This window comes from Brevibacterium sediminis (assembly GCF_024895295.1).
Taxonomy (GTDB): domain Bacteria; phylum Actinomycetota; class Actinomycetes; order Actinomycetales; family Brevibacteriaceae; genus Brevibacterium; species Brevibacterium sediminis.
In genome coordinates this window covers 64,917-91,321 of record NZ_JAHQRN010000009.1, presented here as the reverse complement: position 1 = coordinate 91,321, position 26,405 = coordinate 64,917, and the positions used below count along the sequence as shown (strand labels likewise).

The 26,405-nt window shown below is 60.3% G+C and carries 23 protein-coding genes; 13 read left to right on the top strand and 10 right to left on the bottom strand.

The window, feature by feature from the left end; all coding sequences use genetic code 11:
• Positions 1-20: 20 nt before the first annotated feature.
• From KTJ89_RS17385 to KTJ89_RS17350, 6 genes are all read left to right on the top strand, one after another.
• Positions 21-1,664 carry an ABC transporter substrate-binding protein gene (locus tag KTJ89_RS17385; protein WP_259358685.1) on the top strand — a complete coding sequence of 548 codons (1,644 nt, stop codon included), beginning with the start codon at positions 21-23 and terminating at the stop codon, positions 1,662-1,664.
• 2 nt (positions 1,665-1,666) lie between these two features.
• Complete coding sequence (locus KTJ89_RS17380; protein ID WP_219729019.1) at positions 1,667-2,707, top strand: ABC transporter permease; 1,041 nt, start codon at positions 1,667-1,669, stop codon at positions 2,705-2,707.
• Positions 2,704-3,618, top strand: a complete 915-nt coding sequence (locus tag KTJ89_RS17375; RefSeq protein ID WP_259358684.1) for an ABC transporter permease — start codon at positions 2,704-2,706, stop codon at positions 3,616-3,618. The genes KTJ89_RS17380 and KTJ89_RS17375 overlap by 4 nt, the downstream gene beginning before the upstream one ends.
• Positions 3,615-4,532, top strand: coding sequence for an ABC transporter ATP-binding protein (locus KTJ89_RS17370; protein ID WP_259358683.1), 918 nt, complete (start codon positions 3,615-3,617; stop codon positions 4,530-4,532). The genes KTJ89_RS17375 and KTJ89_RS17370 overlap by 4 nt, the downstream gene beginning before the upstream one ends.
• Positions 4,529-5,425, top strand: coding sequence for an ABC transporter ATP-binding protein (locus KTJ89_RS19280; RefSeq protein WP_310650308.1), 897 nt, complete (start codon positions 4,529-4,531; stop codon positions 5,423-5,425). Before KTJ89_RS17370 ends, KTJ89_RS19280 begins: the two co-directional genes overlap by 4 nt.
• A 229-nt stretch (positions 5,426-5,654) precedes the next feature.
• Positions 5,655-7,181 carry an amino acid permease gene (locus tag KTJ89_RS17350; protein WP_259358682.1) on the top strand — a complete coding sequence of 509 codons (1,527 nt, stop codon included), beginning with the start codon at positions 5,655-5,657 and terminating at the stop codon, positions 7,179-7,181.
• A gap of 51 nt (positions 7,182-7,232) precedes the next feature.
• On the opposite strand, the gene KTJ89_RS17345 is transcribed toward KTJ89_RS17350, so the two are convergent.
• On the bottom strand, positions 7,233-9,248 hold the full coding sequence (locus KTJ89_RS17345; RefSeq protein ID WP_259358681.1) for an ABC1 kinase family protein: 2,016 nt from the start codon (positions 9,246-9,248) through the stop codon (positions 7,233-7,235).
• Positions 9,249-9,405: 157 nt separating this feature from the next.
• The gene (locus tag KTJ89_RS17340) at positions 9,406-10,260 is read right to left on the bottom strand and encodes a sugar-binding transcriptional regulator (protein ID WP_259358680.1); all 855 of its coding nucleotides are present in this window, start codon (positions 10,258-10,260) and stop codon (positions 9,406-9,408) included.
• A gap of 218 nt (positions 10,261-10,478) precedes the next feature.
• Between KTJ89_RS17340 and KTJ89_RS17335 the strand changes: the two genes are divergently transcribed.
• From KTJ89_RS17335 to KTJ89_RS17320, 4 genes are read left to right on the top strand one after another with little or no spacing between them, the layout of a single operon-like run.
• Positions 10,479-11,813, top strand: a complete 1,335-nt coding sequence (locus KTJ89_RS17335; protein ID WP_259358679.1) for an MFS transporter — start codon at positions 10,479-10,481, stop codon at positions 11,811-11,813.
• A 5-nt stretch (positions 11,814-11,818) separates the two neighbouring features.
• The gene (locus KTJ89_RS17330) at positions 11,819-13,366 is read left to right on the top strand and encodes an FGGY-family carbohydrate kinase (protein ID WP_259358678.1); all 1,548 of its coding nucleotides are present in this window, start codon (positions 11,819-11,821) and stop codon (positions 13,364-13,366) included.
• Positions 13,367-13,407: 41 nt separating this feature from the next.
• On the top strand, positions 13,408-14,406 hold the full coding sequence (locus KTJ89_RS17325) for an NAD(P)-dependent oxidoreductase (protein WP_139908349.1): 999 nt from the start codon (positions 13,408-13,410) through the stop codon (positions 14,404-14,406).
• Between the two features lie 37 nt (positions 14,407-14,443).
• Positions 14,444-15,079 carry a class II aldolase/adducin family protein gene (locus KTJ89_RS17320; protein ID WP_259358677.1) on the top strand — a complete coding sequence of 212 codons (636 nt, stop codon included), beginning with the start codon at positions 14,444-14,446 and terminating at the stop codon, positions 15,077-15,079.
• Positions 15,080-15,191: 112 nt separating this feature from the next.
• Here KTJ89_RS17320 and dctP read toward each other — a convergent pair whose 3' ends face one another.
• The 4 genes from dctP to KTJ89_RS17300 all read right to left on the bottom strand — a co-directional run bounded on the left by dctP (position 15,192) and on the right by KTJ89_RS17300 (position 19,635).
• Positions 15,192-16,469, bottom strand: a complete 1,278-nt coding sequence (dctP, locus tag KTJ89_RS17315; protein WP_259358676.1) for a TRAP transporter substrate-binding protein DctP — start codon at positions 16,467-16,469, stop codon at positions 15,192-15,194.
• 141 nt (positions 16,470-16,610) lie between these two features.
• Positions 16,611-18,206, bottom strand: a complete 1,596-nt coding sequence (locus tag KTJ89_RS17310; protein WP_259358675.1) for a TRAP transporter large permease — start codon at positions 18,204-18,206, stop codon at positions 16,611-16,613.
• On the bottom strand, positions 18,203-18,697 hold the full coding sequence (locus KTJ89_RS17305; RefSeq protein ID WP_259358674.1) for a TRAP transporter small permease: 495 nt from the start codon (positions 18,695-18,697) through the stop codon (positions 18,203-18,205). The genes KTJ89_RS17310 and KTJ89_RS17305 overlap by 4 nt, the downstream gene beginning before the upstream one ends.
• Positions 18,697-19,635 carry a LysR family transcriptional regulator gene (locus KTJ89_RS17300; RefSeq protein ID WP_259358673.1) on the bottom strand — a complete coding sequence of 313 codons (939 nt, stop codon included), beginning with the start codon at positions 19,633-19,635 and terminating at the stop codon, positions 18,697-18,699. Before KTJ89_RS17300 ends, KTJ89_RS17305 begins: the two co-directional genes overlap by 1 nt.
• A 110-nt stretch (positions 19,636-19,745) precedes the next feature.
• Here KTJ89_RS17300 and KTJ89_RS17295 point away from each other — a divergent pair, with 110 nt between their 5' ends.
• Both KTJ89_RS17295 and KTJ89_RS17290 read left to right on the top strand, forming a co-directional pair.
• On the top strand, positions 19,746-20,459 hold the full coding sequence (locus KTJ89_RS17295; protein ID WP_172174534.1) for an aspartate/glutamate racemase family protein: 714 nt from the start codon (positions 19,746-19,748) through the stop codon (positions 20,457-20,459).
• A gap of 107 nt (positions 20,460-20,566) precedes the next feature.
• On the top strand, positions 20,567-20,935 hold the full coding sequence (locus KTJ89_RS17290; protein ID WP_259358672.1) for a hypothetical protein: 369 nt from the start codon (positions 20,567-20,569) through the stop codon (positions 20,933-20,935).
• On the opposite strand, the gene KTJ89_RS17285 is transcribed toward KTJ89_RS17290, so the two are convergent.
• From KTJ89_RS17285 to pabB, 3 genes are all read right to left on the bottom strand, one after another.
• A complete protein-coding gene (locus KTJ89_RS17285) occupies positions 20,919-21,704 on the bottom strand; it encodes a hypothetical protein (RefSeq protein ID WP_259358671.1) in 786 nt (261 codons plus the stop codon). The two genes, KTJ89_RS17290 and KTJ89_RS17285, sit on opposite strands and share 17 nt — an antisense overlap.
• A 61-nt stretch (positions 21,705-21,765) precedes the next feature.
• Positions 21,766-22,620, bottom strand: a complete 855-nt coding sequence (locus KTJ89_RS17280) for an aminotransferase class IV (protein ID WP_259358670.1) — start codon at positions 22,618-22,620, stop codon at positions 21,766-21,768.
• Entirely contained in the window at positions 22,617-25,043 is a 2,427-nt protein-coding gene (pabB, locus tag KTJ89_RS17275) for an aminodeoxychorismate synthase component I (RefSeq protein ID WP_259358669.1), read from the bottom strand. The genes KTJ89_RS17280 and pabB overlap by 4 nt, the downstream gene beginning before the upstream one ends.
• A gap of 167 nt (positions 25,044-25,210) precedes the next feature.
• On the opposite strand from pabB, the gene KTJ89_RS17270 reads away from it, so the two are divergent.
• The gene (locus KTJ89_RS17270; RefSeq protein WP_259358668.1) at positions 25,211-25,375 is read left to right on the top strand and encodes a hypothetical protein; all 165 of its coding nucleotides are present in this window, start codon (positions 25,211-25,213) and stop codon (positions 25,373-25,375) included.
• A gap of 75 nt (positions 25,376-25,450) precedes the next feature.
• On the opposite strand, the gene KTJ89_RS17265 is transcribed toward KTJ89_RS17270, so the two are convergent.
• Positions 25,451-26,332, bottom strand: coding sequence for an SDR family oxidoreductase (locus KTJ89_RS17265; RefSeq protein ID WP_259358667.1), 882 nt, complete (start codon positions 26,330-26,332; stop codon positions 25,451-25,453).
• Positions 26,333-26,405: the final 73 nt, after the last annotated feature.

Genomic DNA, 26,405 nt, shown 5'->3' with positions numbered 1-26,405 from the left:
CAGCCGTGAGAAAGGGAACAATGAAGTTCATCCGGAGAAAGAACGACGCGGACAGACCACGACGGCGTTCGTCGGTCCGCTGGATCATGCCGGCCGTGGCGTTCGCTGCAGCGCTGACAGTCACGGCGAGCGGCTGCGCCGCACCGTCAGCGCTGGTCGGCACGACCGACGACACCTTCATCTTCGGCACCAGGTCGGCACCACGTGTCCTCAATCCTGCTGTCCAATCTGGGCTGGCGACAGCCACCCCTGGTACCCAGCTGTTCGCCAGCCCGATTCGCCTCAACGACAAGCTCGAACCCGAGCCGTATCTCGCGAAGTCCTGGAAGGAATCAGCTGACGGGAAGACGATGACCCTCCATCTGGTCGAGAATGCGAAATTCCACGATGGACAGCCCATCACCTCCCAGGATGTGGCGTTCTCTCTCGGTGTGGTGAAGAGGGAACACCCGTTCGGTGCCAACCTCTTCGGACCTGTCACAAAGGTCGAGACCCCGGATGTCCACACTGTGGTAATCAAGATGTCCCGACGGCATCCCGCGCTGATGTCGGCGATGAGTCCGCCGTTCCTTCCCGTCATCCCCAAGCACGTCTACGGCAGCGATGACACGGTGGCCGACCATCCGCAGAACGCCCACGATGTCGTCGGCTCCGGCCCCTACCGGTTGGCCAGCAATATCGAAGGCAAACGAATCGTGCTCGACAAGGTCGACAACTTCTTCCTGCCCAATGACGATGCGCCGAAGCAGGTGCTCTTCGAGATCATCGGCGACGAGAACACCCTTGCCCTGGCGACGGAGAAGGGCGAGGTCGACATGATGGTCACGAATACCCCATCTGTTCTCTCCCGCCTGGGAAACGTCGATGACATCACAGTCGCGGACAAGGGGTACGAGGGCATCGGCTCGATCTCCTGGCTCGGGTTCAATGTGAAGAGCAAGAATGTCACCGACAAGCGGGTGAGGCAGGCGATCGCCTATGCCATCGATCGTGACTATCTCACCAACAAACTCCACCGCGGACAGTTCGAGCCTGCAACGAGTCCGATCGCCAGCGGCAGCCCCTACTTCGATGAGTCGATGCCGCACTATGATCGCGACCTCGACAAGGCCGCGGACCTGCTGGACGACGCAGGATACCCGATCGGCAAAGACGGCACACGGTTCACCATCCAACTCGACTACCTCCCCGGAAGCGCCGAGATGGCGTCGAGTGTGGCCGAGACCATCAAAGCCAACCTCAAAGAGGTCGGAATCATCGTCCGGATCCGCAGTTCCGCAGACGAACCGACCTGGGGCAGTCGTGTGTCCAACTACGACTACGACATGACGCTCGACAATGTCTGGAACTGGGGCGACCCAGCGGTCGGAGTCGAACGCACTTACCTGTGCAGCAACATCAAGAAGGGTGTTCTGTGGGCGAACATGTCCCAGTACTGCAATAAGGACGTCGACCGGCTATTCAAGAAGGCCGCCGCCGCACCTGACGAAAAGACACGCAAGGACGACTATTCGAAGGTTCAGAAGATTCTCACCGATGAGCTCCCCGTGCTTCCACTTGAGAATCAGACGTACCGCAACATCTATTCGAACGCTGTGAAGAATCCGCCCAATGGCCCGTTCGGCATCATGTCGCCGCTGCTCGACACCTCGATAGAAGGTTGACCATGTCATTGACCGCCCCACCGAAGATCAAGCTCAAGGGACGCAGGAGCATGGCGCTGGCCAGAGGCCGCTCGATTGCCTCCCGCATCGCCCAAGCTGTGCTCCTCCTGCTCGCAGTCATCATCTTCAACTTCATCCTCATTCACCTCGCTCCCGGCGATCCTGCCACCGTCATCGCCGGTGAATCCGGCGGCACGACCCCCGAGCAGCTCGAATCGATCAGAGAAGCCTACGGGCTCAACGATCCGATCATCGTTCAACTCTGGCACTACCTGGTCCAGATCGCCCATTTCGACCTCGGCTATTCGTTCTACTTCGGCCAGGACGTCACGGCTCTCATCGGTGAGCGGCTGTACCCCACGGTTCTCCTCGCCGGAACCGGAATGCTCGCCGGACTCATCATCGGCACGCTGCTCGGAGTCGTCGCCGCGATCAAACCGCAAGGGATCCTCAGCTACTTCGTCACAGTCATCGCCCTCGTCGGCTTCGCCGCTCCGGTGTTCTGGACGTCCGTGCTGCTGCTCCTGGCATTGTCGATCGCTATTCCGATCTTCCCGATCCAGGGAATGAACTCGATCATCGTCTCCCCGCATGCCCTACCTCAGATGTGGGACACGACGATGCATCTCATCCTCCCCGCCACCGCTCTGGCACTCATCTATGTGGCGCTCTACAGCCGCACTGCGCGCACGAGCATGCTCGAGGTCCTCGACTCCGACTACATCCGCACGGCCTGGGCAAAAGGGTTGGGCGGCAAAGTCGTCATCTTCAAGCATGCGCTGCGTAACGCGGTCCTGCCCGTCGTCACACTGCTCGGCCTCCACGTCGGTGCGCTCCTGTCGAGCGTGGTGCTCATCGAGGTCGTCTTCAACTGGCCGGGACTCGGTTCACTTCTGCTCGAATCGATCCTCCGCAGAGACACGCCAGTGATTCTCGGGATCCTGCTGGCCAGCTCCGTACTCGTCATCATCGCCAATCTGGTCACGGACGTGGCCTACCGCATCATCGATCCCAGGATCGCGATCTCAGGAGGGCCACAATGACCGACATCATGTCGGTGCCGGGCACCGGACAGGACCAACCCGAACAATCGCCCGCGGCAGCTGTGCAGACGAGGAAACGTCCCACGACGGCGTGGACTTTGTTCCGACGCAACCGGGTGGCCCTCGTGGGCCTTTCACTGCTCGCAATCATCCTGCTCGCCATCACCTTCGGGCCGATGGTCTATCCGAACAATCCGTTCGAAATCGTCGGCATCCCGATGGAAGCGCCGGGAGAATCCGATGTGCTGCTGGGAACAGACGCCTTGGGACGTGATCTCTTCGCCGAACTCCTCTACGGCGGACGCGCCACCATGCTCGTCGGTGTGGTCGCTGCCATCCTTTCGACGACCATCGGAATCATCCTCGGCGGCTTTGCCGGCTACCATCGCGGTTGGGCAGACTCCGTCGCCGTGCGCATCACCGAGTTCTTCCAGGTCCTGCCGCCGCTGCTGCTCGCGATGGTCCTTGTCACTCTGTTCAGTCCGAGCCTTTTGACCATCACGATCGCTATCGGAGTCGTCAGTTGGCCCGCGACGATGCGCATCACTCGAGCGGAATTCCTGCGCATTCGCGAACTCGACTATGTCAGGAACGATCGTGCGGCAGGCGCCGGCGACTTCTGGATCATCATGAAGACGATCCTGCCCAACGCTCTGCCGCCGATCGTCGTCATGTCCACCCTCGTCATCGGTCAGGCAATGCTCTTTGAAGCAGGATTGAGCTTCCTCGGCCTCGGTGATCCGAACACGATGAGTTGGGGACTGATCCTCGGTAACAACCGCGAACAGATGCTCACTGCGTGGTGGCCGGTGGCGTTCCCAGGTTTGGCAATCTTCCTCGCTGTCCTCAGTGTCAGCCTGTCCGGCGACGGTCTCAACGACGCCCTCAATCCCAAAGGACGTGAACGATGAACGCCACAGCGCTCACCGCTGATCCCGTCAGTGGTCCCACGGCAGCCGGTGGAGATGAGTCACCGATTCTGTCGGTGAAGAATCTGTCCGTAAAGTTCCAAGACAACGTTGCTGTCAATGACGTGTCCTTCGATGTCAGTCCCGGAGAGGTCTTGGCGATCGTCGGGGAATCAGGCTCGGGAAAGTCTGTGACTTCACTTGCCATCATGCGGCTCGTTGAACTCTCCTCCTCAGGGAAAGTCACCGACGGTCAGATGACGTTCTCTCGGGCAAGCGGTGACGTCGTGGACCTGCGCACCGCCTCGGAAGCGACAATGCGCACGATTCGCGGCAATGACATTTCGATGATCTTCCAGGAACCGCTGACGTCACTCAACCCGGTCTATTCGGTGGGCAACCAGCTCGCCGAGGTGCTGCGCGTGCACAAGGGGATGTCTCGCCGAGAAGCGAAGAAGGGCGTCATCGAGATCATGGAAAGGGTGCGGATTCCCGAACCGCATCGGCGTGCCCGCCAGTATCCGCATCAGATGTCGGGCGGAATGAGGCAACGTGTCGTCATCGCCATGGCGCTGGCGTGCCAACCACGGGTCCTGATTGCTGATGAGCCGACGACGGCTCTGGACGTGACGATCCAGGCGCAGATCCTCGCACTGCTGCGAGAACTCAAGAACGACCTCGACGCGGGGATCATCTTCATCACCCATGATATGGGCGTGGTGGCCGAGATCGCCGACCGAGTGCTTGTCATGCGGAAGTCCTATGCCATCGAAACCGGCAGTGTGGAAACGATCTTCCACCGTCCCCAGCATCCCTATACGAAGAAGCTCTTGAGCGCTGTTCCGACACTGGGGTCGATGAACGGCACTGACTCCCCCGCGCTGTTCCGCCTCGATCAGGAAGAGGTCGCCCAATGACGAGAATTCTCGAAGTCGAAAATCTGGTCAAGAGCTTCTCGATCTCGGGCGGAATGCGCGTCCATGCGGTCGAGGACGTGAGTTTTCATGTCGACAAGGCAGAGACTTTGGCGCTCGTGGGTGAGAGCGGTTGCGGAAAGACCACATTGGCGAACTTGGCTATGCGCCTGCAGAAACCCGACAGCGGGTCGATCAGACTGCTCGACACGGATATCACAGACCTGGGGACGAAGGAACTGCGACCGCACCGCCGGCATCTGCAGATGATCTTCCAGGATCCCTTCGCCAGTCTCAATCCGCGCAAGCCGGTGGGCAGGATCGTCGGCGATCCGATGCGTCTCAACCGAACGGCGTCGAATGCTGACGCGGAGGCTCGTGTTGCCGAGCTGTTCGAACTCGTGGGACTGACTGCGGACGATATGCGAAAGTACCCGCATCAGTTCTCCGGAGGTCAGCGCCAACGAATCTGCATCGCTCGAGCACTCACCCTCAATCCGAGTCTCATTGTCGCCGACGAGGCAGTGTCTGCGCTCGATGTCTCTGTGCGAGCCACCGTGCTCAACCTCATGATCAAACTCCAGAAGGAGTTCGACCTGTCGTATCTCTTCGTCAGCCACGACCTGGCTGTCGTCGAACGCATCGCCCACCGCGTTGCCGTCATGTACCTCGGGCAGATCGTCGAGATGGGCCCACGGCGACAGGTATTCGAGAACCCTCAGCATTCGTATACTCAGCGGCTCATGGACGCGGCTCCGATCGCCGATCCGGGGCAGAGGCGCGAACGCGCGCTCATCGCCGGCGAAATTCCGAGCCCAGTGTGGCCAGAGGGTCAAGGGCCGGAAAAGGTGACGCTTAAGGATCTCGGAGGCGGCCACCTCGTGGCTATCGACTGAGCACTCTCACACGCGCACGCCCTGCTCCGAGGCGTCCCTGGGCTCAGGAGCAAGGCGTGCGTCGGCGTGCGCTTCACCCTGCACATTCGGACACCCGAATCGCGATCAGATCTGGTACCGAATAAGTGATCTGGATTGGGTCTTCAGGTGGCACCACCACGCGAGGACAGTGAAGAGGGTCACATTGGCCAACTCTCACCGACACGGGCACCGCCGCCCAGGAGGACACATGACGCAGCTCAACGACGAGCCTATGGATCCGCAGGTATGGCATTCAGAGCACGATCCCGGCACCGATGCACAGCCAACTGAACTCAAACGGACGCTGAAGAATCGGCACACCTCGATGATCGCCCTCGGCGGGGTCATCGGCGCAGGCCTCTTCATCGGCTCCGGCAACCTCATCGTCTCCACTGGCCCCATCGTGATCTTCTCCTTCCTGCTGGCGGGGCTGCTGGCGGCCCTGGTCCTGCGGATGCTGGCCGAGATGGCGATCAACAAACCGATCACCGGCTCGTTCTACGAATACGCTCGCGTCGTCCTCGGCGATCGGGCGGGTTTCATCACGGGATGGACGTATTGGTACTTCTGGGTCGTCGTCATCGCTTTCGAGGTCTCCGCCTCCACGGCTCTGCTCAAGGGGATGATCCCAGGTGTTCCCTCGTGGATCATCGGTCTGGCCATCCTCATCGCACTTACCGTGACGAACCTGTTCTCGACGAAGTCGTTCGCCGAGTTCGAATACTGGTTCGCGATGATCAAGGTCGTTGCCATCACCGCGTTCATCCTCGTTGCCGTCATCTACATCTCGGGGCTGATCAACGGTGCCGACGGCCGACCCTTCGCCGATGGACTCGCGAACTGGATGGCCGGTGCCGATGGCGAACACGGAGGCGGCTGGGCCGGCTTCGCACCGCTGGGCATCATCGGCATGCTCATCGCGGTGGTGCCCGCCACCGGCTTCTTCTCCGGAGCCGAGATCGCGACGATGGCTGCAGCAGAGGCCGAGGATCCTGAGAACTCGGTCAGGAAGTCCACGCGGTCGGTGATCTACCGCGTGCTGCTGTTCTATGTCGGTTCCATGCTCGTCATCCTGACGATCACTCCATGGTCGAAGAAGACCGAGATCGCAGGCAATGTCGTCGGCTGGCTCTCGGCCGATGCACACGGCCCCTATGCCGGGACTCTGATCACGATGGGGATCACATGGGCCGGGATCGCGATCAATATCCTCGCGATCGTCGCTGTGCTCTCCTCGATCAACTCGGCACTCTATGTCACCGGTCGGACGATGTTCGCCCTGACTCGCCAAGGCCATGCGCCGAAGGCGCTGACGACACTGTCGAAGACCGGTGTGCCGCGCCGCGCCGTCCTGCTGGCAACGGTGCTCGGATATCTCGCCGTCCTCATCGATCATCTTGTTGGAGGCGGAGTCGTCCTCGATATCCTGCTGCATTCCTATGGGGCGCTTGCTCTCGTCGTCTATGCGTTCATCGCCGCATCGCAGATTCGCATGCGTCGGCGGATGGAGAAGAAGGGGGAAGTCATCAAGATGAAGATGTGGCTCTTCCCATATGCTTCGTACTTCGCACTGTTTGCGATGATCGCCGTCATCCTCGCGATGGCGATCCTGCCCAGCACCCGGCTCGACTTCACGTATTCGATGGGCTCACTCGCCGTCATCGCGATCGCCTACGAGTTCAATAAGCGGTATCGCAAGAAGCACGGAGTGCGCGAGCACCAGGTCGACATCTGAGGAGGTCGATTGGGTCGGCCCACCCGGCTCATTTTGTGAGTCGGTGGCCGACTACCCCAAGCCTTCCCACGTCATCCTCTGCCGAAGCGCCGGGGCGAGGACCAGGGCAGCGATGACGCTGCCGGCCAACAGCATCCACGCACCGAAATACGTGAAGAGTTTGAGTTCTGGCGCCAATGCCGGGCCGAAGTCTGCGGCCATGAGGATCACTCCACCGAGGATGAGGGCCGTCGAGACGATGACCTGGATGAACTGTTCGACAGTCGAGACAAGCAGATTTTTGATAGTCGCAATGTTCAGCCCGCTGGTGCCGACGTCGAGAGTCCCGTCCTGCAGGTGACCGGCAATGCGGGAGATCTGTCCGGGCAGCTCGGCGATCTGTGGTGCGGTCGCCGCCGCGTAGAGCGTCATCTCGTGTCGGTCGACTCCCAGTCCCCCGACCTCTCGCAGCAGTGTCTTGCCGTTCTGAGTCACCAGCGCCAGCAGGTTGAGTTCGGGCACCAGCCGGGTGATCGATCCCTCGAGGGTGCTGATGGCACGGAACGCCGTGGCCACCGAGGCAGGCATCGGGAACCCGAAATCGACAACGAAATCGATGAGCTCGCCGAAGAGCGCCGCCGAAGTCGACCCCGGAGCGCCGTCTCCGTATTTGAGCATGATCTGCCCGATCTCGCGCTGCAACTCCCGCAGGTTCACTTCGCTCGGAGTCCCGAGCAGCTCGAGGATCGCGGCGGTTGCCGCCTGCGAGTTCTGCGAGTCGAAGGCCATGAGCAGCAGTGCGATCGCTCGGCGATCGCGTTTGTCGATGCGACCGACCGCACCGAAATCGACGAGGCCGGCACGACCCGCGCTTGAAACGACGATGTTTCCGGGGTGGAGGTCGGCGTGGAAGATGCCCTTTCCGAGCACCTGGCGGACGACCATGAGGAAGAGGTCCTGGGCGATCTCTCTGCGCGCGATTTCGGAGAGGTGGTCGACCACCTCGGCGCCGTGGGACAGAGGGGAACCCTCGACAAGGTCCATGACAATGACGAACTCGCCGGAGAGTTCCTTGTACACGTGAGGGATGTGGACGACGGACTCGGTCTTCGTCGTCGACCGGCCGGTCTCATCGGCGAGGCGGAGGGCTTCGATGTGCGCGAGCTCGCCGCGGTAGTCGAGTTCGCCCTGTAGTGAATCGACGAAGCTGCGGGCGAGCTTCGCGATGCCGATCTTCTTCGCCCAATCGGTGGTGCGATCGAGACGGTCGGCCAGGGTGAGGACGATATCGCAGTCTGCCCGGACCTGTTTGCGGATCTTCGGTCGTTGGACCTTGACCGCGACGACGCGACCTTCCCAGGTCACGGCGCGGTGGACCTGGGCGACGGAGGCACCTGCGAAGGGTTTCTCATCGAACTCGGCGAACACCTCGGCGACGGGACGCCCCCATTCAGCTTCGAGTTGGTCTTTCACCTCGGTGAAGGGAACGGGCTTCACTCCGGCTTGGAGGGTGGAGAACTCCTCGACGAATTCGTGCGGGATCATGTCACCGCGGGTGGCGATGAACTGGCCGAGCTTGATGAACGTGACCCCCGAGGCGGCCAGGGCGTCACGGGTGGTGGCGGCGATCTCTCGGAGGGAGACGCGCAGGGTCGGGATTCGTGGCCTGAGGTAGCGGGAGAGGCCGAATTTGATGAGGATCTTCTGGATCTGGGCCAAGCGATTGACGCGGCGGTACCAGGTGGGGATCTTCGGTGCATTGCGGATGAGTGAGCTCAGCGTGCCCGAGGGCATGATGAGTTCGATCGCCAGGAGGACGAACATCTGGATGACGATGAACCAGGCGAAGAGCAGCAGGAAGACCATGATGGCGGGGAAGCTCATCGACAGATTCGGGTATTGGTCGGATTCGGAGATGCCGAGGAGTTTGTAGGCCTGGAGGGTGATGGGCCAGATCGAGAGGCCCATGATGAGGGAGACGATGGTGTTGCGGGCGGCTCCGGTGCCGGTGAGCATCATCCGCCGGACGAGGAATCCGACGATGAGCGCGCTGAGGACGCCCAGTCCGATGGTGTAGAGGATCGTCACCCGTCAGCCCTTCCCACTTGAGATACGTTCCGCGACCAGCCTAGTTGAACCGCTGCTTTAGACCCACGAGATGCTCAGACTCAAGGCGTTCTGTCATCTATACCTGCTGCCCGGTTCTCGAGTGCGTCGGCCAATCTGTCACTTTCACGACTGCCGCTCAGCCCGACTCTTCGAGAAGTGACTGTGCACACGACAGGTCGGTTGCAAGATAATTGACCATTCCTGAGACCAAGACAGCGCGAACGGCTGCCACTTTTGCTTGGCCTCCTGCAATTGCCAGTCGATTTGAAATTCTCCTCATTTGCGCGAGAGACAGCCCAATTACCCGACTGTCTAAGTCTTCGATGGCCGGCTCCCCCGAGGAATCAAAGAAGCGGGCAGAAATATCACCTACCGCAGTAGACCGTGCGATCGCCTCGAGATCGGGTTCACTGGTCTGCTGACGGAACACTGGTGCGACCTGATCAGCAGAACCCACGCCTACAATCAACAGATCAGCTCGCGCCGCCTCGTCAAGAACGTCTGCACACCCTGCTCTGTCCATAAGCGCCCCGTAGACTCTAGAGTCTGCGGCGATCAGCGGTGCTGGCAATTGATAACCTTGACCTCCTGTCGCGGTCGCAACAGTTGCCACCAACTCCTGCGGATTGGATCCACTGGCGCGGCCAGCTCTACCGCCAGCCAAAGGGAAAATCTCAAGTTCTGGAGCCGAAAACTTTGGCAGTTGCTCTGCGCTCGCGCTCACCGCTGCGCTCAGTCCAATTACCACTCGTCTAGTTCGGCTGAGTAGCAATTGCATTGCTTCGGCCCCAGTGACCCCTAGCACTTTTCCGTCAAATGCCTGTCCAGGCGCGTCGACACTATCCACCGGCGGTGAAACCCATACTCCTTTCAGCCCAAATTTTCTAGCAATTGCCCTCTCGACTTCAAAAAACGGTCGCTCATCAGAGTGGACAGTGATCTTCACGATGCCCAGATGCTTTGCTTCCGCCAGCATTCGCGTGACTTTCACTCTCGAGAGATTGAAGAGCTTTGCAATGTCTTGATGTGTCAAGCCGCTCTCGTAATGGAGCCGAGCTACCCTCCCGATCATTCGCCTATCACTCATCAACACCCACCCCTTCGTGACAAACCATTACGGGTTCCTCTTGACTTCGCCCTCGCAATGCTTATCCTACCTTTACGATTGTTCACTTGGGTGAACAAATGTTCAAGCTCAAAGGAGAGACGATGTCCGATCTCACTGCCGCACCACAGCCGAGCGGCTTCTCTCGATTCCTCACCAGCCAAGGAATCTCGTCGAAACTCGCCTGGGGCTTCCTGGCTCTGATGCTTTTCATGGTGGGCGACGGAATCGAGCTAAGTTTCTTGTCCAACTACTTGACCGACCAAGGGTTTGGCGCAGGCAGTATTGCCACACTGTTCTCCGTCTACGGCCTGATCGTTGCTATCGCCGCATGGCTCGCTGGAGCTCTAGCTGAATCGTGGGGTCCTCGGAGAGTGATGATCATCGGAGGCGCGATCTGGATTGCCCTCGAAGTGGTGTTCCTCGTCGGAGGAGTAATTCCGGGCAATTACACGATCATGCTCATCGCATACGCGATCAGGGCTATCGGGTATCCCTTTTTTGCTTATGGATTCCTTGTCTGGGTCACGATGGAAACGCCCAATGAGGTCATGGGCAAAGCAGTTGGATGGTACTGGTTCTTCAACGCGATGGGGCTCGGAGTTATCAGCGGCTACTTCGTATCGGCAGTAGTCGAGCCATTCGGAGCGCTCGGTACTTTGTGGTCTGCAATCGTCTTCGTCATTATCGCGACCGCGATGGTGGCTGTACTCGTCAAAGCCCCGAAGAACGACCGCCGGCCGACTAAGAAGGAAACCATTGACGGCCTGGTCAAATCTGTCACGATCATGGCGGAGAAACCTAAAGTTGCAGTCGGCGGAATCTTGCGACTTATCAACACCATGTCCTACTACTCGTTTGCAGTCTTTCTCAACGTCTACATGGTGCAGACAATTGGTTTCAGCCAGTCCGAGTGGTCCTCGATTTGGGGCACAATGCTTTTCGCGAATGTTCTCGCCAACCTTGTCTCGGGCTACGCATCTGACATCTTCGGACGCCTGAACGTAATTGCCTGGGGTGGAGGCCTTGCCACCGCGATCACCGTGCTCGGCTTCTACTATGTGCCCCAAGCCGTCGGCGCCAACTACTTTGTCGTCATGTTCCTCGGAATCATTTACGGTCTCGCTCTCGGCATGTATGTTCCGCTATCTGCGGTTGTCCCCCTGCTTGCTAAGGAGCACAAGGCCGCTGCCGTCGCCGTGCTCAATCTTGGTGCGGGCGCGTCGAACTTCGTTGGGCCCGTGATAGCAGGGCTCGTGCCTCTCATGGGCGTAGCACCAGTGATTTGGGTGCTCGCAGCGATCTACATTATTGGCCTGTTCCTTACATACCTACTCCGCGCACCAGGAATTGAACCTGAGAAGATTGAGGCTCGAAGGGCTTCACGTGCCATACGACGAACTGAACTCAGCGGTGCGGCAAAGGCTGCGGAAGGCTGATCGAAGTGACCACAGAGGCAATTCTGGGCATCGACGCAGGTACCACAGCCGTAAAATCCGTAGTCATCTCGACCGCAGGTGAAGTATTAGGGTCTTCGCGGACTGAAACGGAGATCAGTCGGCCGACGCATACTCAGGCCGAGCAGGACATGTTGGGAGTCTGGGACGCTGTTTGCTTCACAACCAACAAGGCACTTGCGCAAGCCCCGTCGGCAAAGATTCTTGCCGTCTCAGTCACTGGGCAAGGAGACGGAGCATGGCTGATTGACAGCAACGGCAATCCAACCGGACCAGCTGTGCTGTGGTTGGATGGTCGGGCAGGCGATCGTGTCGATGCCTGGCAGTCAGATGGTCGTGCAGACGCTGTCCGTCGTATCACCGGATCCGCCCTATTCTCAGGAGCGCTACCAGTCCTTCTCGAAGAGCTTGAAGCCTCGGATCCCGAGAGACTTGAGGCATCGGCGCATCATCTCAATTGCAAGGATTGGATTCGTTTTCGACTAACTGGAGAGATCGCTACTGACCCCACCGAAGCGAGTCGAACCTACATTGATGTAGATACCGGAAAGTACTCTGATGAACTCTTCACAAGATTAGGTCAGGAACGATTTCGACGGCTTCTCGCTCCCATAAAGTCGTCAACTAGCCTCGCTGGATCAATCACTTCTGCGGCCGCGAAAGCAACAGGACTACCTTCTGGGCTTCCTGTGGTCACAGGCATGGTTGATACTCCGGTCGGCGGCATTGGGCTTGGTGCCGCAAAGCCTGGGCAGGCATATGCAATCATGGGAACGACTAGCTTCGTCGGTGCAGTACATAGCCAAAAGACTGCCGCGACCGACCTACCGGTCATCACTTTGTCATTTGATGGTGAGGGACAGGTCCTCGAGTGTTTTGCACCGATGAACGGAACTCCTAACCTCGACTGGGCGCGAGATTCTCTCGGGCTGTCCGAACTCAGCTGGAAAGAGATTGAGTCACTTGCAGACACTTCTGGACCAGGCGCCGGTGGAGTCATCTATCTTCCCTATACCAGCACCAGCGGCGAACGAGCCCCTTTTGTAGATACTGCGGCATCAGCCGGTTGGGCGAATCTCTCTGTAAGTACGAAAACGTCTGACATGGTCCGCGCAGTCTACGAGGGATTGGCACAATCCCTTCGTGAGTGCATGGACACCCTCGGCATCGATTCGACCACCACTATTCGCCTAAGTGGCGGTGGCGCACAGTCGGATATGATCTGCCAGATCATTGCTGACGTATCTGGTCGAACGATTGAGAGATCAGACGACTCTGAACTCGGAGCTCGCGGCTGCGCCGCGCTTGCTCTGGTCGCCACAAGACATGCAGACAGCGTCCACAACGCAATGGATGTGTTGATGACTCCAGTGCGACGCTTCGAACCAACCCCGGATGTTCAGCAAATCTATAAAGTTCAGTCGCAAGCATTCCGGCAAGTTCGCGACGCCATTCAACCCACTTGGAAAACCCTGCGTCAGTTACGGGCAGACGCTCACCAGATCAAGGACGCAACCTTGATTCAGGCACCGTAACGGCACTGACAAAACTACTCACTGTTTCAGAAAGGACCCTCATGACCTCAAAACCCAATCTGGTCATCACCGCAGCCTTCGATCCGGCCAAAGCTGAGAAGCTCAGCGAGCATTTCACCGTTCACTCAGTTGAACCTTCTATCGCCGGGGAATCGCTGAGTTCACGAGGAATCGACGAACTACTGTCCACCGCAGAGGTGGTCATCACAGAACTTGATCGTGTCGATGAAGCTTCGCTGGCCAAATCACCACGGCTACGCGCCGTTGTCTCATGCCGAGCTAATCCCGTGAACGTCGACATTCCGTCATGCACTGACCGTGGAATCCCAGTGCTTGCCACTCCAGCAAGAAATGCAGAAGTCACAGCAGATCTTGCCTTCGCTCTTCTGCTCATGACTGTTAGGCACACGAGTCAGGCGGAGCGCTGGTTGCGCGGCGGCAATTGGACACAAGACGATGTCTTCGAACCATATTCACTCTTTCGGGGAATCCAGCTTTCGGGCCGGACGCTAGGCATCCTTGGCGGAGGTGCCGTAGGAAGGGGTGTGCTTCGGCGTGCACTCGGATTCGGTATGGATGTCATCGTCTACGACCCGTTCCTTCCGGAAGATGCCTTTGGTGGGGATGCCCGCGTGGCGCCACTAGACGAAGTCCTCGCTACCTCGGACATTATTACCCTCCACGTCCCACTCATGGAGTCCACAGTCGGACTTCTCGGTGCTCGAGAACTGTCACTCATTCAACCGAATGCATACCTGATCAATGCCGCTCGAGCGGCATTGATCGATGAAGAAGCCCTCGTCCAAGCAGTTACTGAACGACGGTTGGCAGGTGTTGGGCTTGATGTCTTTTGGCAGGAACCGACGGCTACAGATCACCCACTTTTCTCATCAGATATCGTCACCATGACCCCGCACATTGCAGGCGCTTCAGACGATGTCATCCGCGAGCATTCCAGGATCGCAGTCGACGGACTTCTGGAGTGGACCCGCAACCAAAAACCTAAGACTGTGAAGAATCCCGAAGTCTTTTCAGACTGACCCTGACGCGATTCATTTCTAACAAGAAAGTACACCCATGAACGAACAGCTGTTCGAACTCGTCACCGAACTCAGCCAAGTCGGTCTGAACGCGGTCCAGAAAGGACTCGCACTTGCGAGCGGTGGCAATCTCTCGGTTCGAGTGCCCGGCGCCGACGAATTCGCAGTCACCGGCGCAGGAACCTTCCTCGACAAACTGACTGTCGACTCGTATGCAACCGTTGACTTAGCGGGGAATCCCACTAGCAGAGCGTCCGCAGTGCGACCGTCTTCTGAGTGGAAACTTCACCAAAGAACTTACGAAGCACGGCCAGATGTCAATTGCATAATCCATCTTCACCCACAGTATGCGGTGCTGCTAGATGCTCTTGGACACAAGGTCCGACTATTCACACTCGACCACGCCTTCTATGTGAAGTCGATAGGTAGAACTGACTTCTATCCGAACGGGTCAGATGAGCTAGCAGACACCGCCGCAGAACAGGCAGGCACCCACAATTGCATCATTATGGGAAATCACGGTTCGTCGGCGATTGGACCCGACATCGAGATGGCGTACCGCAGGGCCGTCAATATGGAGCAGGCTGCGGAGGCGACCTATCGCGCACTACTCCTCGGAGATACCGAAACTGAATTTCCACGAGACCAGTGGGAAATGTTGCACCACGCATGACCTGTGGCCGCACTCAACCATGATTCGAAGCAGACTGAAAACTAAGCCATCGAATACGAACCGGCCCGGCTCAAACTCATGAACCGGGCCGTCGAACTCTATGCTCTACAAATCACTCAGGCCGGTGCTCGGCCATGACCTTCTCGAACAGCTCGTCGCCGAGCTTGTCGTAGTTCGCATCCTCCGGGTACCACTCGTCGAGTGAAGCGAAGTCGCCCTTGTCGTCATAGCCGAGTTCGGACACGGACTTCGCCCACTCAGTTCCAGCGTCACCCAGCGTCTTCGGCGCATCGGTGACGCCAGCTTTCTCAGCGGTCTTGTCCGACAGATCCTTCGCGTACTTCGCCATCTGCTTCTGTACGTCATCATCAAACGGCTGAACTGAACCGTCGTTGTCCTTCGCCAGCTCGACGGCCTGCGCCTTGGCTCCGATGACGACCTCCATCATCGTGGAGAACGTCGTGGACATCGAGTCGAAGATGACCTGCTGGTAAGCCACCGGCAGCTCCGAATACTTCTTACCTGCCGTGATCGCACCGGCCGAACGAGCAATGCCCGCGTCCGAGGCCACACCGATGTTCGGGGCCACCTCGAAGGTGCCCGCCTCGACGTTCGGCGCGAGCTGTCCGAGATCGCAGTCGACGGTTCCGCGCTGCAGCGCCTCATAGGTCTCAGGGAACGACAGGGACACCGGAGTCGCACCGAGATCCGTCACCTGCTTGCCTGCGGCGGCCGAACCGACGCGAACCTGCTTGCCTTTCCAGTCATCAAGTGAGGTCATCGGCTTCGAGCACATCGTCGAATACCCACCGGCGGCAAGCATCGGAATGAGCGGAACGAGGTTCTTCTTCTCAAACTCTTCGAGCACTTCGGGTGTCTCCCACGCGGCCTGGACTCCGGCCGCGTTCGCCGCCAGATCACTGGCCACCGGCGAGGACGGCAGCGTCGACATGGCCGTGCCGATCGCGTCGAAGGCCGGGTACTCGGCCGGGGTGTACGACGGCAGAGTGAATGCGAGATCGACGCGGCCATCGGCCAGAGCGTCATCGACGTCTTCGTAGCTGGCGATCGCCTGACCCCAGACGATGTCGACGGAGATCTTTCCGCCCGAGCGTTCCTCGATGGCCTTCTTCACGTCGAGGCCGTTGGGTGCGAGGATCGACTTCTCCGACATCGCCGAAGGCTGGAACTTGATCGTCACTGGGTCTAGGTCGGCGAGAGCCTCATCGATCTCGTCTTGGGAGGCGTCATAGGCGAAGCCCTCCCCCGCGGAGTCTCCGGAACCTGATCCGTCGCCGCCGACGGATCCGGCGCATCCGGCCAGCAGTGCCAGCGATGCGACCGCCGCGATCGCCTGAGCGGGGCGGGCTGCCGTGCGGATGCGCTTCATGGGACTCCTTTGAACGAAGGCTGAGAATTCCCTCCAATCATATGCCTGAATGAGGTCACCCTAACCATGAGTCCGCTCACACCGTGCGGCAGCCATTCGAACGACACAGGGCACGGATGGGCAGGGCCACCTCGGCGAGGATTACCCGGACATTCCCCCGCTGGTGCGGCTGATGAGGTCGGGCAGCCATTCGGTCATTCCGGGCACGGCGACCATGAGGATGAGGAAGATGACGACGACGGGCAGGAACCACAGCAGGGAGATGAAGATGTCGCGCAGCGTGACCGTGGCACCGAGGTTGACCTCGGGGTTCTTCGCGATCGAGTGGACGATGTAGGGGATGATGCCGACCGGCGGGGTGACCATGGCGAACTCGCCGAGGAGGACCACGAAGACTCCGAACCACAGCGGGCTGACGCCCATCGTCTCGAGGGTGGGCAGGAGGATCGGGATGGTCAGCAGCATCATCGACAGGGTGTCGAAGAACATGCCCATGACGATGTAGAGGACGATGAGGACGAGCAGGAATCCGATCCGCGACAGCCCGAGGTCCGTGATGAGGCCGGTGAGGATGGGGGCGAGTCCGGTGATGGCGAGCAGGCTGGTGAGCATAGTCGCGCCGATCATGATGAAGAAGATCGCCGAGGTGGCCGCCACCGTATTCATGGCCGAGTCCGCGACCTTGCGCCACGGTTGTTCCCCTCGTTTCTCCCATAGGCACAGCAGGAGTGAGCAGAGTGCGGCGGCGGCTCCGGCCTCGGTGGGGGTGAAGATGCCGGAGAACATGCCGCCAAAGAGGACTACGAGGATGACGGCGAAGCCCCAGACGCTGGTCAGGGAGGTGAAGCGGTCGCGCCAGGTAGTCGTCGGTCGGGTGGCGTCTGTTCCGTCTGTTGGGTTTTCGGTGTTCTGGCCACGGCCGACGAGTTTCGGGGCGATGACGCCGATGGCGAAGATGAAGGCGGCGAAGCAGACGGCGAGCAGGATTCCGGGGACGGCTCCGGCCATGAGGGCGGGGCCGACGGGAACGGAGGCGATGCCGGCGTAGACGACCATGAGGATCGAGGGTGGGATGAGGTTGCCGGTCATGCCGGAGACCATGATCGTGCCGACTGCCATGCGGCGGTCGTAGCCGGCTTTGAGCATTTCGGGGATGCCGGCTCGGCCCAGGGCGTAGGTCATGCCGATGGTCGACCCGGTCACGGCGGACAGTCCCGCACCGGCAAAGGTGGTGCCGATGCCGATGCCTCCGTGCAGCCAGGAGAACCAGTGGTCGGCGACGCGGTAGACCTTGCCGGAGAGTCCGGATTGGGTGAGCAGCATGCCCATGAAGATGAACATGGGGAGCACGCTCATCGACCAGTCGGAGACGGCGCTGAATGGGGCGGTGGAGAGGATGTTCATCGTCGCCGGAATGCCTGATACGGCGTAGACGCCAATGATCGACGGCACGGACAAGGCAATGGCCACCGGCACGGAGAGGAAGAGGAGGACGAGCATCATCCCGATGCACCAGGCTCCCCCTATGGCGGCACTTGGGCTGGTGAAGAGTCCGGCGAGGCAGACAGCGACGAGTCCGAACCCGATGGTCAAGGCCAGTGCGCCAGGGCGTTCGCGGCGGGAGCCTGTGGGGAAGAGTGCTGTGGTGGGTTTCTGGGTGGTGGCGCCGGTGATGCTCGCTGTGTTGGAGTCTTCTGGCGGCAGAGGTGCGCTGGTGAGGTCGGTATTGGCGCTCACTGCTCCTCCCCTCCCTGTTTGCGGCGGCGGAGGATGGCGATGGCGTCGAGGATGTACAGCACTGCGAGAAGCACGAACACGATCGGCACAAGGTAGTACACGGGCCACGTGATGACAGCGGAGACGTCGGCAGTCGACCCGATCGCCGTGTTCTCGAGCGCCTTGCTCAGCCCGAACCAGGCGAAGGCGACGGAGACGAGCGCACCGAGGATGCATGCGAACATTGTGAACACCGCGGCGGTGGCGGGCTTCGCCCGCTCGATGGCCATGGTCACGGTGATGTGTTCCTTTTGCAGTTGCGCGGCCGGGATTCCGAGGAGGGCGACAATGGGCAGATACCAGTATTCGACGATCTCATTAGTGCCATAGAGCGGGGCGTGAAAAATCGACCGGGCCAAGGCGTGGGTGACGATGTGGAGCATCATCACGATGATCGCCGCGGCCGTGGTGACGGTCAGCCACTTGTCGAGAACTTTGGTGAACGTGCTCATCAGGAGTCACCAACTTGGAGAGCGTCGAGGAGGTCGACGACTTCGGAGGCTTCTGCCAGTCCGTCGGGGATCATCGCTGTGACGCGGCGGGCGCCGGCCTCAGCAAGGGCGATCGGGTCGATGCCGGGGATCTGGGAGTAGCGGCGGGCGCTTCGAGGCAGCAGTGCGACGCCGAGTCCGTTGGAGACGAGTGATTGGATGGCGCCGGGGTTGTCGGTGATGTGGCGGGTGCGGGGTTCGAAGCCGGCGGTGCGGCAGAGACGTTCGGCGGTCGACCGGCAGCGCATGCATCCCATGATCCACGGCAGTTCGGCGACATCGTTGAGGTGTTGGATCTGCCCGGCACGATTCCAGCGTTCGGGCACGAGCAGGTCCAGGTGGTCGGCACCGAGATCGACGGTCATGTGTCCGGCCAGCTCGGGCGGGGCTTCGTCTTCGTGATGGAAGAGGAAGGCGATATCGATGGCCCCGTCGTCGAGCAGGCGAAGCGCTTCGGGCGGTTCAGCTTCGGAGACTTCGTACGAATGGTGAAGAGGTGAGTCCGTCTGAGTGCCTGCGTTTGCCTCGAGTCGGCCGAGAGCCGCAGCCAGTGGGCCGATGACGAAGCTGGGGAAACCAGCGAGGCGGACATTGCGTCCACCGAGCCCGAAGGCTTTGGCGAGGTCGCTGCGCAGTCCCGTCACCGAGGCGGCCACTTCGTTGGCGCGGATGCGAGCGAGTTGGCCGGCAGTGGTGAGTCGGATACCGCGCGGGGTGCGGTCGAAGAGGGTGACACCGAGGTCCTTTTCCAGGGCGTTCATGTGTTGCGACAGTGCTGGTTGGGACCAACCGAGTTCACGGGCGGCGGCACCGATGCTGCCGGATTCGGCGATTGCGCCGAAGATGAGGAGGCGTTTGGGCTCGCCGAGGTCGAGAGCCTGCTCGAAGACTGTAGCCATAAGTCCAACTTATGTCAGAGTAGAGGGAACTGGGTCTACTGAAGGCAGATGATACGCACCACACTGGAAGTAGTCGCGTTAAAGTCATTGCCGAGTTGAGGAGTTCGAGTATGCGCAGGATCGGTCTGCTGGGTGGAATGAGCTGGCATTCGAGCATCGAGTACTACACGAAGATCAATGATGCCGTGGCGAAACAGCTCGGTGGTCACCATTCGGCGCAGATCCTCCTCGACTCATGCGACTTCGCAGATATCCGGGAGCTACAGGAAGCCAACGATTGGGCGGGCAATGACGCGTCGCTCGTGGCGACGGCACAGCGTTTGGTCGACGGCGGCGCCGAGGCCGTTGCAATTGCCACGAACCTCATGCATAAATGCGCTCCGGCGATCGAGGTCTCAGTCGATGCGCCTCTCATTCACATGGTCGATTCGATCGCGACTATGGCGAAGCGCCAGGGCTATTCGACGCTGGCGGTTCTGGGCACCCGATGGACGATGCTCGAAGACTTCTATACCGGCCGGCTCGAAGCCCAGGGCATCAAGACTCTGGTACCGGATGAGGCAACGTGCCTCGAGGTCGATCAGATCATCTGGGACGAACTCACCCAAGGAGTCTTCACTGACAATTCGCGGGCCCGGTACGTCGAAATCATGAACGACCTCAAAGATCGCGGAGCTGACGCAGTTGCACTGTCGTGCACAGAGATCGGCCTCCTCGTCCCCCCGGAGACCGCTCCCCTACCCGCGATCGACTCCGTCGACGCGCACGTCGCTGCGATCGTGGAGTGGATGATGGCGGAGGAACCCGCACTCGCTCAAGCGTAATTGCTGCCTAGGTCTGGGCTGTCGTCCAAGTCTACCTTCCTGAAAGTCCCCAACTGCTGATTCTCTAGGGGTTACCGCAGGGAGCCTGTCCGAACTACAGTCAGCACATGACAACTCAGGTCTCGCCGAAAGCGGGAATCGATCGGTGGGGCCCACTACTGATCATCTTCGGCGTGTGGTTCGTTGCTTTCGTCATCTTCTTCATCACGTGGCTGCTGGCGTCCGACACTGCGGTCGGCAATCCCTGTCAAGGTGCGGGCTTCGGCTGCTTTGAAACCGAACGACAAGGAATTGAGTTCCTCGGGTTCCTCATCGGCCTGCCGGTGACTTTCGGGTGGCTCGTCCTCGGTCTGGTCGTGACGTCGCTGGTCGGCCTGATCAAAAACTTGCGCTGGTGGTGGAAGGGCTTACTCTCACTTGGCATCTGCCTCGCCCTTGCCACCGCCATCGTCGCCATCATTATTCAGGTTCGCTAGATCCCGCTGATTCCGGCATCCGAGCCTCTTCAATCTTCTTCTGACGGCGTTTGAGATTACTGCGACTTGCGAAATAGGCCAGCAGGACAAGCAACCCAATACGTAAGGTGGTCGTCACCCAGTCCGGGACTCCCAGGGATATGTCCGGGATCCACCCGAACAGCAGATTGAACAGCCACTCGAAAAACTCACCGACCGGAGCCAGCACCGACTGCAACCAGTGAGCGATCGGCTCAAACCACGGCCACAAATGGTTCTTCATCCATCGTGCAATCGGATCTAACAACCAAGCAAGCAAGGCGCCCAGCCCAAGCAACGGGAGAAGCAACCGCACCAGCATCGTCAGCCCCGAGAACAGGGCGTATCTCTCCGGATGCGCCGCACGTCGACGCTCACGCGCCTCTGAACGACTGCCGGCCTCGGGCAGCAAGGGCACAAGATCGAGATCTTTCCGGACCTCGACCTCACCAGCACCGCCCATCGCCGCACTCGTCACGAGAATTTCTTCCCGCGGAGGCATCGATCCAATGTCGGTCCGCCGATGAACTTTGAGCCGAGTCTTCAGCCATCCACTCGCTCGGACGGCTACCTCAGGCTCGTCCTCGGTGCCTGCCGAAGATCGCCGACCGATTGGATACTCGACATCGTCGATAGAGACCGCTGTGACCGTCGTCTTCCAGGGAGTATGTTTCGCCGTTACCGAATACTCACGCTCGAACGCGCTTCCGGAATAGCTGGTGGTCGCGACAAACCTCGAACCTCCGGTCACAGAACTCCCTCACACAGCAAACAAACTTGTCAGTCGGAAAGACAGACTAGCTTGTCAGTTTTCACATGCCCGGAGCGACCTTAATCGTTTCCAACCATTCACGCCAACGACCGAGTCGGACCGCATCCGCACGGTGCCCGCTTCTACGCTTAGTCCAAGCCTGATTCGGCTCGCCGCCGCGCTGCGCACTGTCGTGAAAGTCACGCCCATCAACGAATTCACGCACTCGCCGAATCCCATGGAGCGCGTTGACGAGCCATACCTCGTGCCCGAAAAGTTCCTCGGGCCGCAACCGCCGAAACTCGACCGGTACCGACCGAGCGCGAGCCTCCTCGAGGATCACCGCCGAGGTGACTCCCGGCAGCGCTCCCAACTCCGGATCCGGTGCGCAGAGGGTCTCTTCGTCCCACCACAGCAGGCTCGTCGTTGCTCCCTCGATGACGTACCCGTCCCCATTGATGAGCAATACCTCGTCACAGCCATACTGCTCACGGGCATCCGTCCGCAGCCCCTCAAGCAATGCGATATCCGGACCTTTGCGGCACGGGGTAGTGCGCGGGTCGGAATGTGACGGGACGAGAACCCGCAACTCACGAGTCCGAGGCGGTGCCGGTCGCAATCGGAATGCCAACTCACGATCGGCGTCAGGCGAAACCTCGAGGACGTCCACACGTGGGAACCACTCCCCCGTCTCCGGGATCTCCTCGACCACTGCCGCCCAGAAATCATCGGTGACCGTCTCACCGATTCCCATCTCGGAAGCCGCACTAGCGAACCGTGCCCGATGGCGTTCGAGCGCTCGTACCCGCCCGTCTTCAACAAACCACGAATCGGCAGCCATCAGCGTCGAGGAACTGATGTCAGCCGGTGGCTCCTCGAAACGGCGATCCTGTTGATTCCACAGCCACACGTTCATCGCTCAACTCCACCCGAGTGTTCGGCCACAGCGGTATCGGTCGGTCCGGCCTCCTCGGCGGGAATCATGGTGTGGAAGCCAACATCGCCAATCTGCTCAGTCGAATGGTTATGTGTCCTCAGTTCGGACGGATCGTCCGCATGAACGACCACCTCGCCGGGGAACTCCGTTCCACCGAGCAACCTCAGCACCGGAGCCGCCTTTACCACGGTCTCCTCGTACTCCTCCTCGGAATCTGAGAGTGCGACGATCGCTCCGCCGACCCCATACCTCAACTTCTCACCCTGGACGACGAGCGTGCGGATGACGACGCTGAGATCGACGGCACCGCCGAGCGAGAAATACCCGACCGCGCCGCTGTACACCCCACGCGGGCCGGCCTCGAGCTCATCGATGATCGCCATCGTCCGCAGCTTCGGCGCCCCGGTCATCGACCCCGGTGGGAACGCCGCCCGCACACACGCCACCGGACTGGCGTCCTCGGCCAGGCGTGAACTCACCGTCGAAACCATCTGATGCACCGTCGCATAGGATTCGATCCCGAACAGCGTGTCCACCTGCACCGACCCCAGTTCGGCCGTGCGCCCGAGGTCGTGCCGGACGAGATCGACGATCATGAGGTTCTCCGACCGATCCTTCACCGAGGCGGCCAGCTCAGCCTTGATCGCCTCGTCCTCGTCCGGGTTCGCTCCCCTGGGCCGAGTGCCCTTGATCGGCTTCGACTCCACCCGACCGCCGGCACCGATGCGCAGAAAACGCTCAGGCGAGGTACTGAGAATCGATGCCTCTCGCGTCCGAATGAACGCCCCGAACGGCGTCGGGTTGTCCGCGCGCAGCCGCAGGTACATCTCCAGCGGAGTCTCGTGCGGGTCGGCGGTGCCTTCGAGCATGTTCGTCAGGCAGACTTCGTAGGTCTCGCCATCGGTGATCTTCTCTTGCACTTGGTCGATGAGGTCGAGGTACTCGTGCCGACTGTGCCGTGCCTCGAGGGTTGGATTGCGCCGTTCCTCTGGGGTTGCGGTGTCGGCCTTCGCCGAGGTGGTGCTCGGTTGGTGAGTCCCAGTGACCTCATCAGGGGAGATCGATGCAATCCGTGTGCGTGTGTGGTCGAGCCATTCTTGGTTTGTCGCGCGGTCTGCGGGGTCGTCGTCACGACGCAGTGCCAGAAGGTGAATGCTATTGGTGTCATGGTCGATGACAAGTGCGCGATCAAGGAACATCATGACGGCGTCAGGCAAGTCGGAATCGTGCAGGTTCGGCGAGCCGACCTCGGTCTTGAGCTCGTAGCCGAGATAACCAACCCACCCAAGGCGGAAATCGAACGGCAGATCGTGGTTGTCCGCACGCATGTCGGGGATTTCGGATCCGGCGCTGGGCGGTTCAACCCATGTGCCTGACACTGAGACAGTCGTGCCAGCGAGCTCGACATCGAGCCAGTCGAAGAATCCGGACGACTGAATGATGTTCTCTGATTCGCCACTGGCCGAGCGAACTTCGACAGTCCCTTCCGGCACCGAAGCGGTCGCTACATTGCTCAGCGGACCAGTCGGTGCACCCATGATTGAGAACCGGGACGAGTCGTTGCCAGGTAAGTTTCCGTCGAGCCAGACGGCCTCGGGTTCATCACCGAAGAGCTCGGCGAAGAGACGTTCGTCGGAGACCTTTTGTGGGAGCACATCGGAGTCGAGTATGTAATGGTGTCGAGGGTTAGAGAGACTGGTGGTCCTTTGGGACGGATCGAGTACTCCGCACGTCCCCGCGGGGACGTCGGAACCGGAGGCCAAATCCTTGCCAACCCAATCTTCCGTAGCCGGCAGGTCATTCTCGTGCTGACCGCGGCGGTTCCACGCCTCAGTCAGCTCGGCAAAGTTCTGCAGTAGCGTCCGTGCCTGCTCGGACGCGATCGATTCCGGATGGAACTGAACTCCCCACTGCGACTTGGTCCGATGCCGCAGCGCCTGGATGACTCCGTCTTCCGACCACGCGGTCGCTTCCAAACAGTCGGGCAAGTCCGTCGCTGCGAGCGAGTGATACCGCACCGCCGAGAACGGCGAAGGGATACCGGCGAACAGCTCGTTGCCGGTGTGACTGATCTGAGAAACCCGACCGTGCCGGGGCTCCGGAGAGTGCACCACGGCTCCCCCGTGCACACGAGCGATCCCCTGATGACCGAGACACACGCCGAGCACCGGGATCGGGGAATGTTCGATCACCTCGGCGCAGATGCCGAAGTCGGCCGGCCGCTCCGGAGTTCCCGGTCCCGGGGAGATGACGACGTTGTCGAACTCGTCGAGCACGCTCAGCTCGAATTCTTCCCAGTCGTTGGGCACGAGCGTCGGCGCACACCCGTTGACCTCGGCGAGGAGATGGAAGAGATTGAGGGTGAACGAATCAGCATTGTCGATGAGCAACGTCCGAATCACGCCTGCCTCCTCATACACAGCGGTGTGGCACCTCAACGAATCCAGCCGTCCGTGCGTCGTGGAAGTGAGGCAGCAATCATCGTATTCGACAGACAAGCACAGCTGGTAGCGTCGCTCACGATCACATCCAATGAGACAGGAGAACGGCGGTGTTCACAGTTTTGAAATTGACTGCGTGGATTCTTCTCGGCATCGGGCTGATCGTGAACGTGGCTTTCCTGGCCGACCCGAACAACGGCCGGTACCCGCTGTGGGCATTGCTGCCCATCATCGGTGCACTCGTTCTGATGATTCCGATTCTCCGCAACCGCCGGTCGCAGGACCGACGATGAACGGGCTTTGATGAGCACGCGGCTCAATCGAGAACCTCGCTTGAGTCGCGTGCTCCTCAGCACCTCGCGACGCGGTCAGCCAAGCACGAGCCGGCGGGTCGAATCTGCTAATCCACCGACCGCCTCGGCGATCAGGGACTCCTCCGAATCCTTACCCGCACGGACGTACCGCCCGGTGAACGCATCTAGTGTCCCCGAGGCCAGAGCCAAGGCGAGACCCGTGACCTGCTCGGGTGAGGTCCAATCATCGCCCTGACGGAAATCATGAACCGGCATCGACTTCGTCATCGCCGTCTCGACGACGCCAGGAGCCATCTCGAAGATGCGCAGCCCCTTCTCGTGACCGTAGTGGACGACCGAATCAGCGATGCGGAACAGCGCCGCCTTCGACGCCGAGTACACGGCATACGCTGGCGTTCCCTTAGCCCCCGATCCCGAGTTGAGGTCGATGATCCTGCTGGGACGTCCGGTCGCCTCGGCGCCCGCCATCAGAACAGGTGCAAAGACATTGACCATGAGCGCAACCCCGGTGACGTTCGCGTCGACGACGCCTTTGAGGCTCTCCGGATCGGCATCCCACAGCGGGCCCTCGCTCGACTCGATGCGCCCCGCATTGTTGATGAGCACTTGCAGACGCTTGCCCGTCGACTTCTCGAGCTCGGCGACAGAGTCACGCAGCTGGTTCACCGCCGTGATGTCATCGGTGCGCAGACCGACACCGGTCACCGCTCCCCCGGTCGCCTCAGCCATCTCATCAGCCGCAGCTTCCGCCTTCTCCGCCGACGTTGCCGTCACGATCACGTCATAACCGGCCTTAGCGAACGCCTCCGACAGATGACGCCCGATTCCGCGGGCACCGCCGGTGATGAGCGCGATCGTCTCGGACGGAACCGCGGTCGCTTCAGAGGCTCCGTCGGTCGTCGGCATGTTTGTTCCGTAGGGCAGCTTCTCGGACATGATCGGGACTCCTCGGTGTTGGTCGGGTGTGGGTGGTCAGTTGTCCAGGTGCGCGGAACAGGTGCTCACGCCC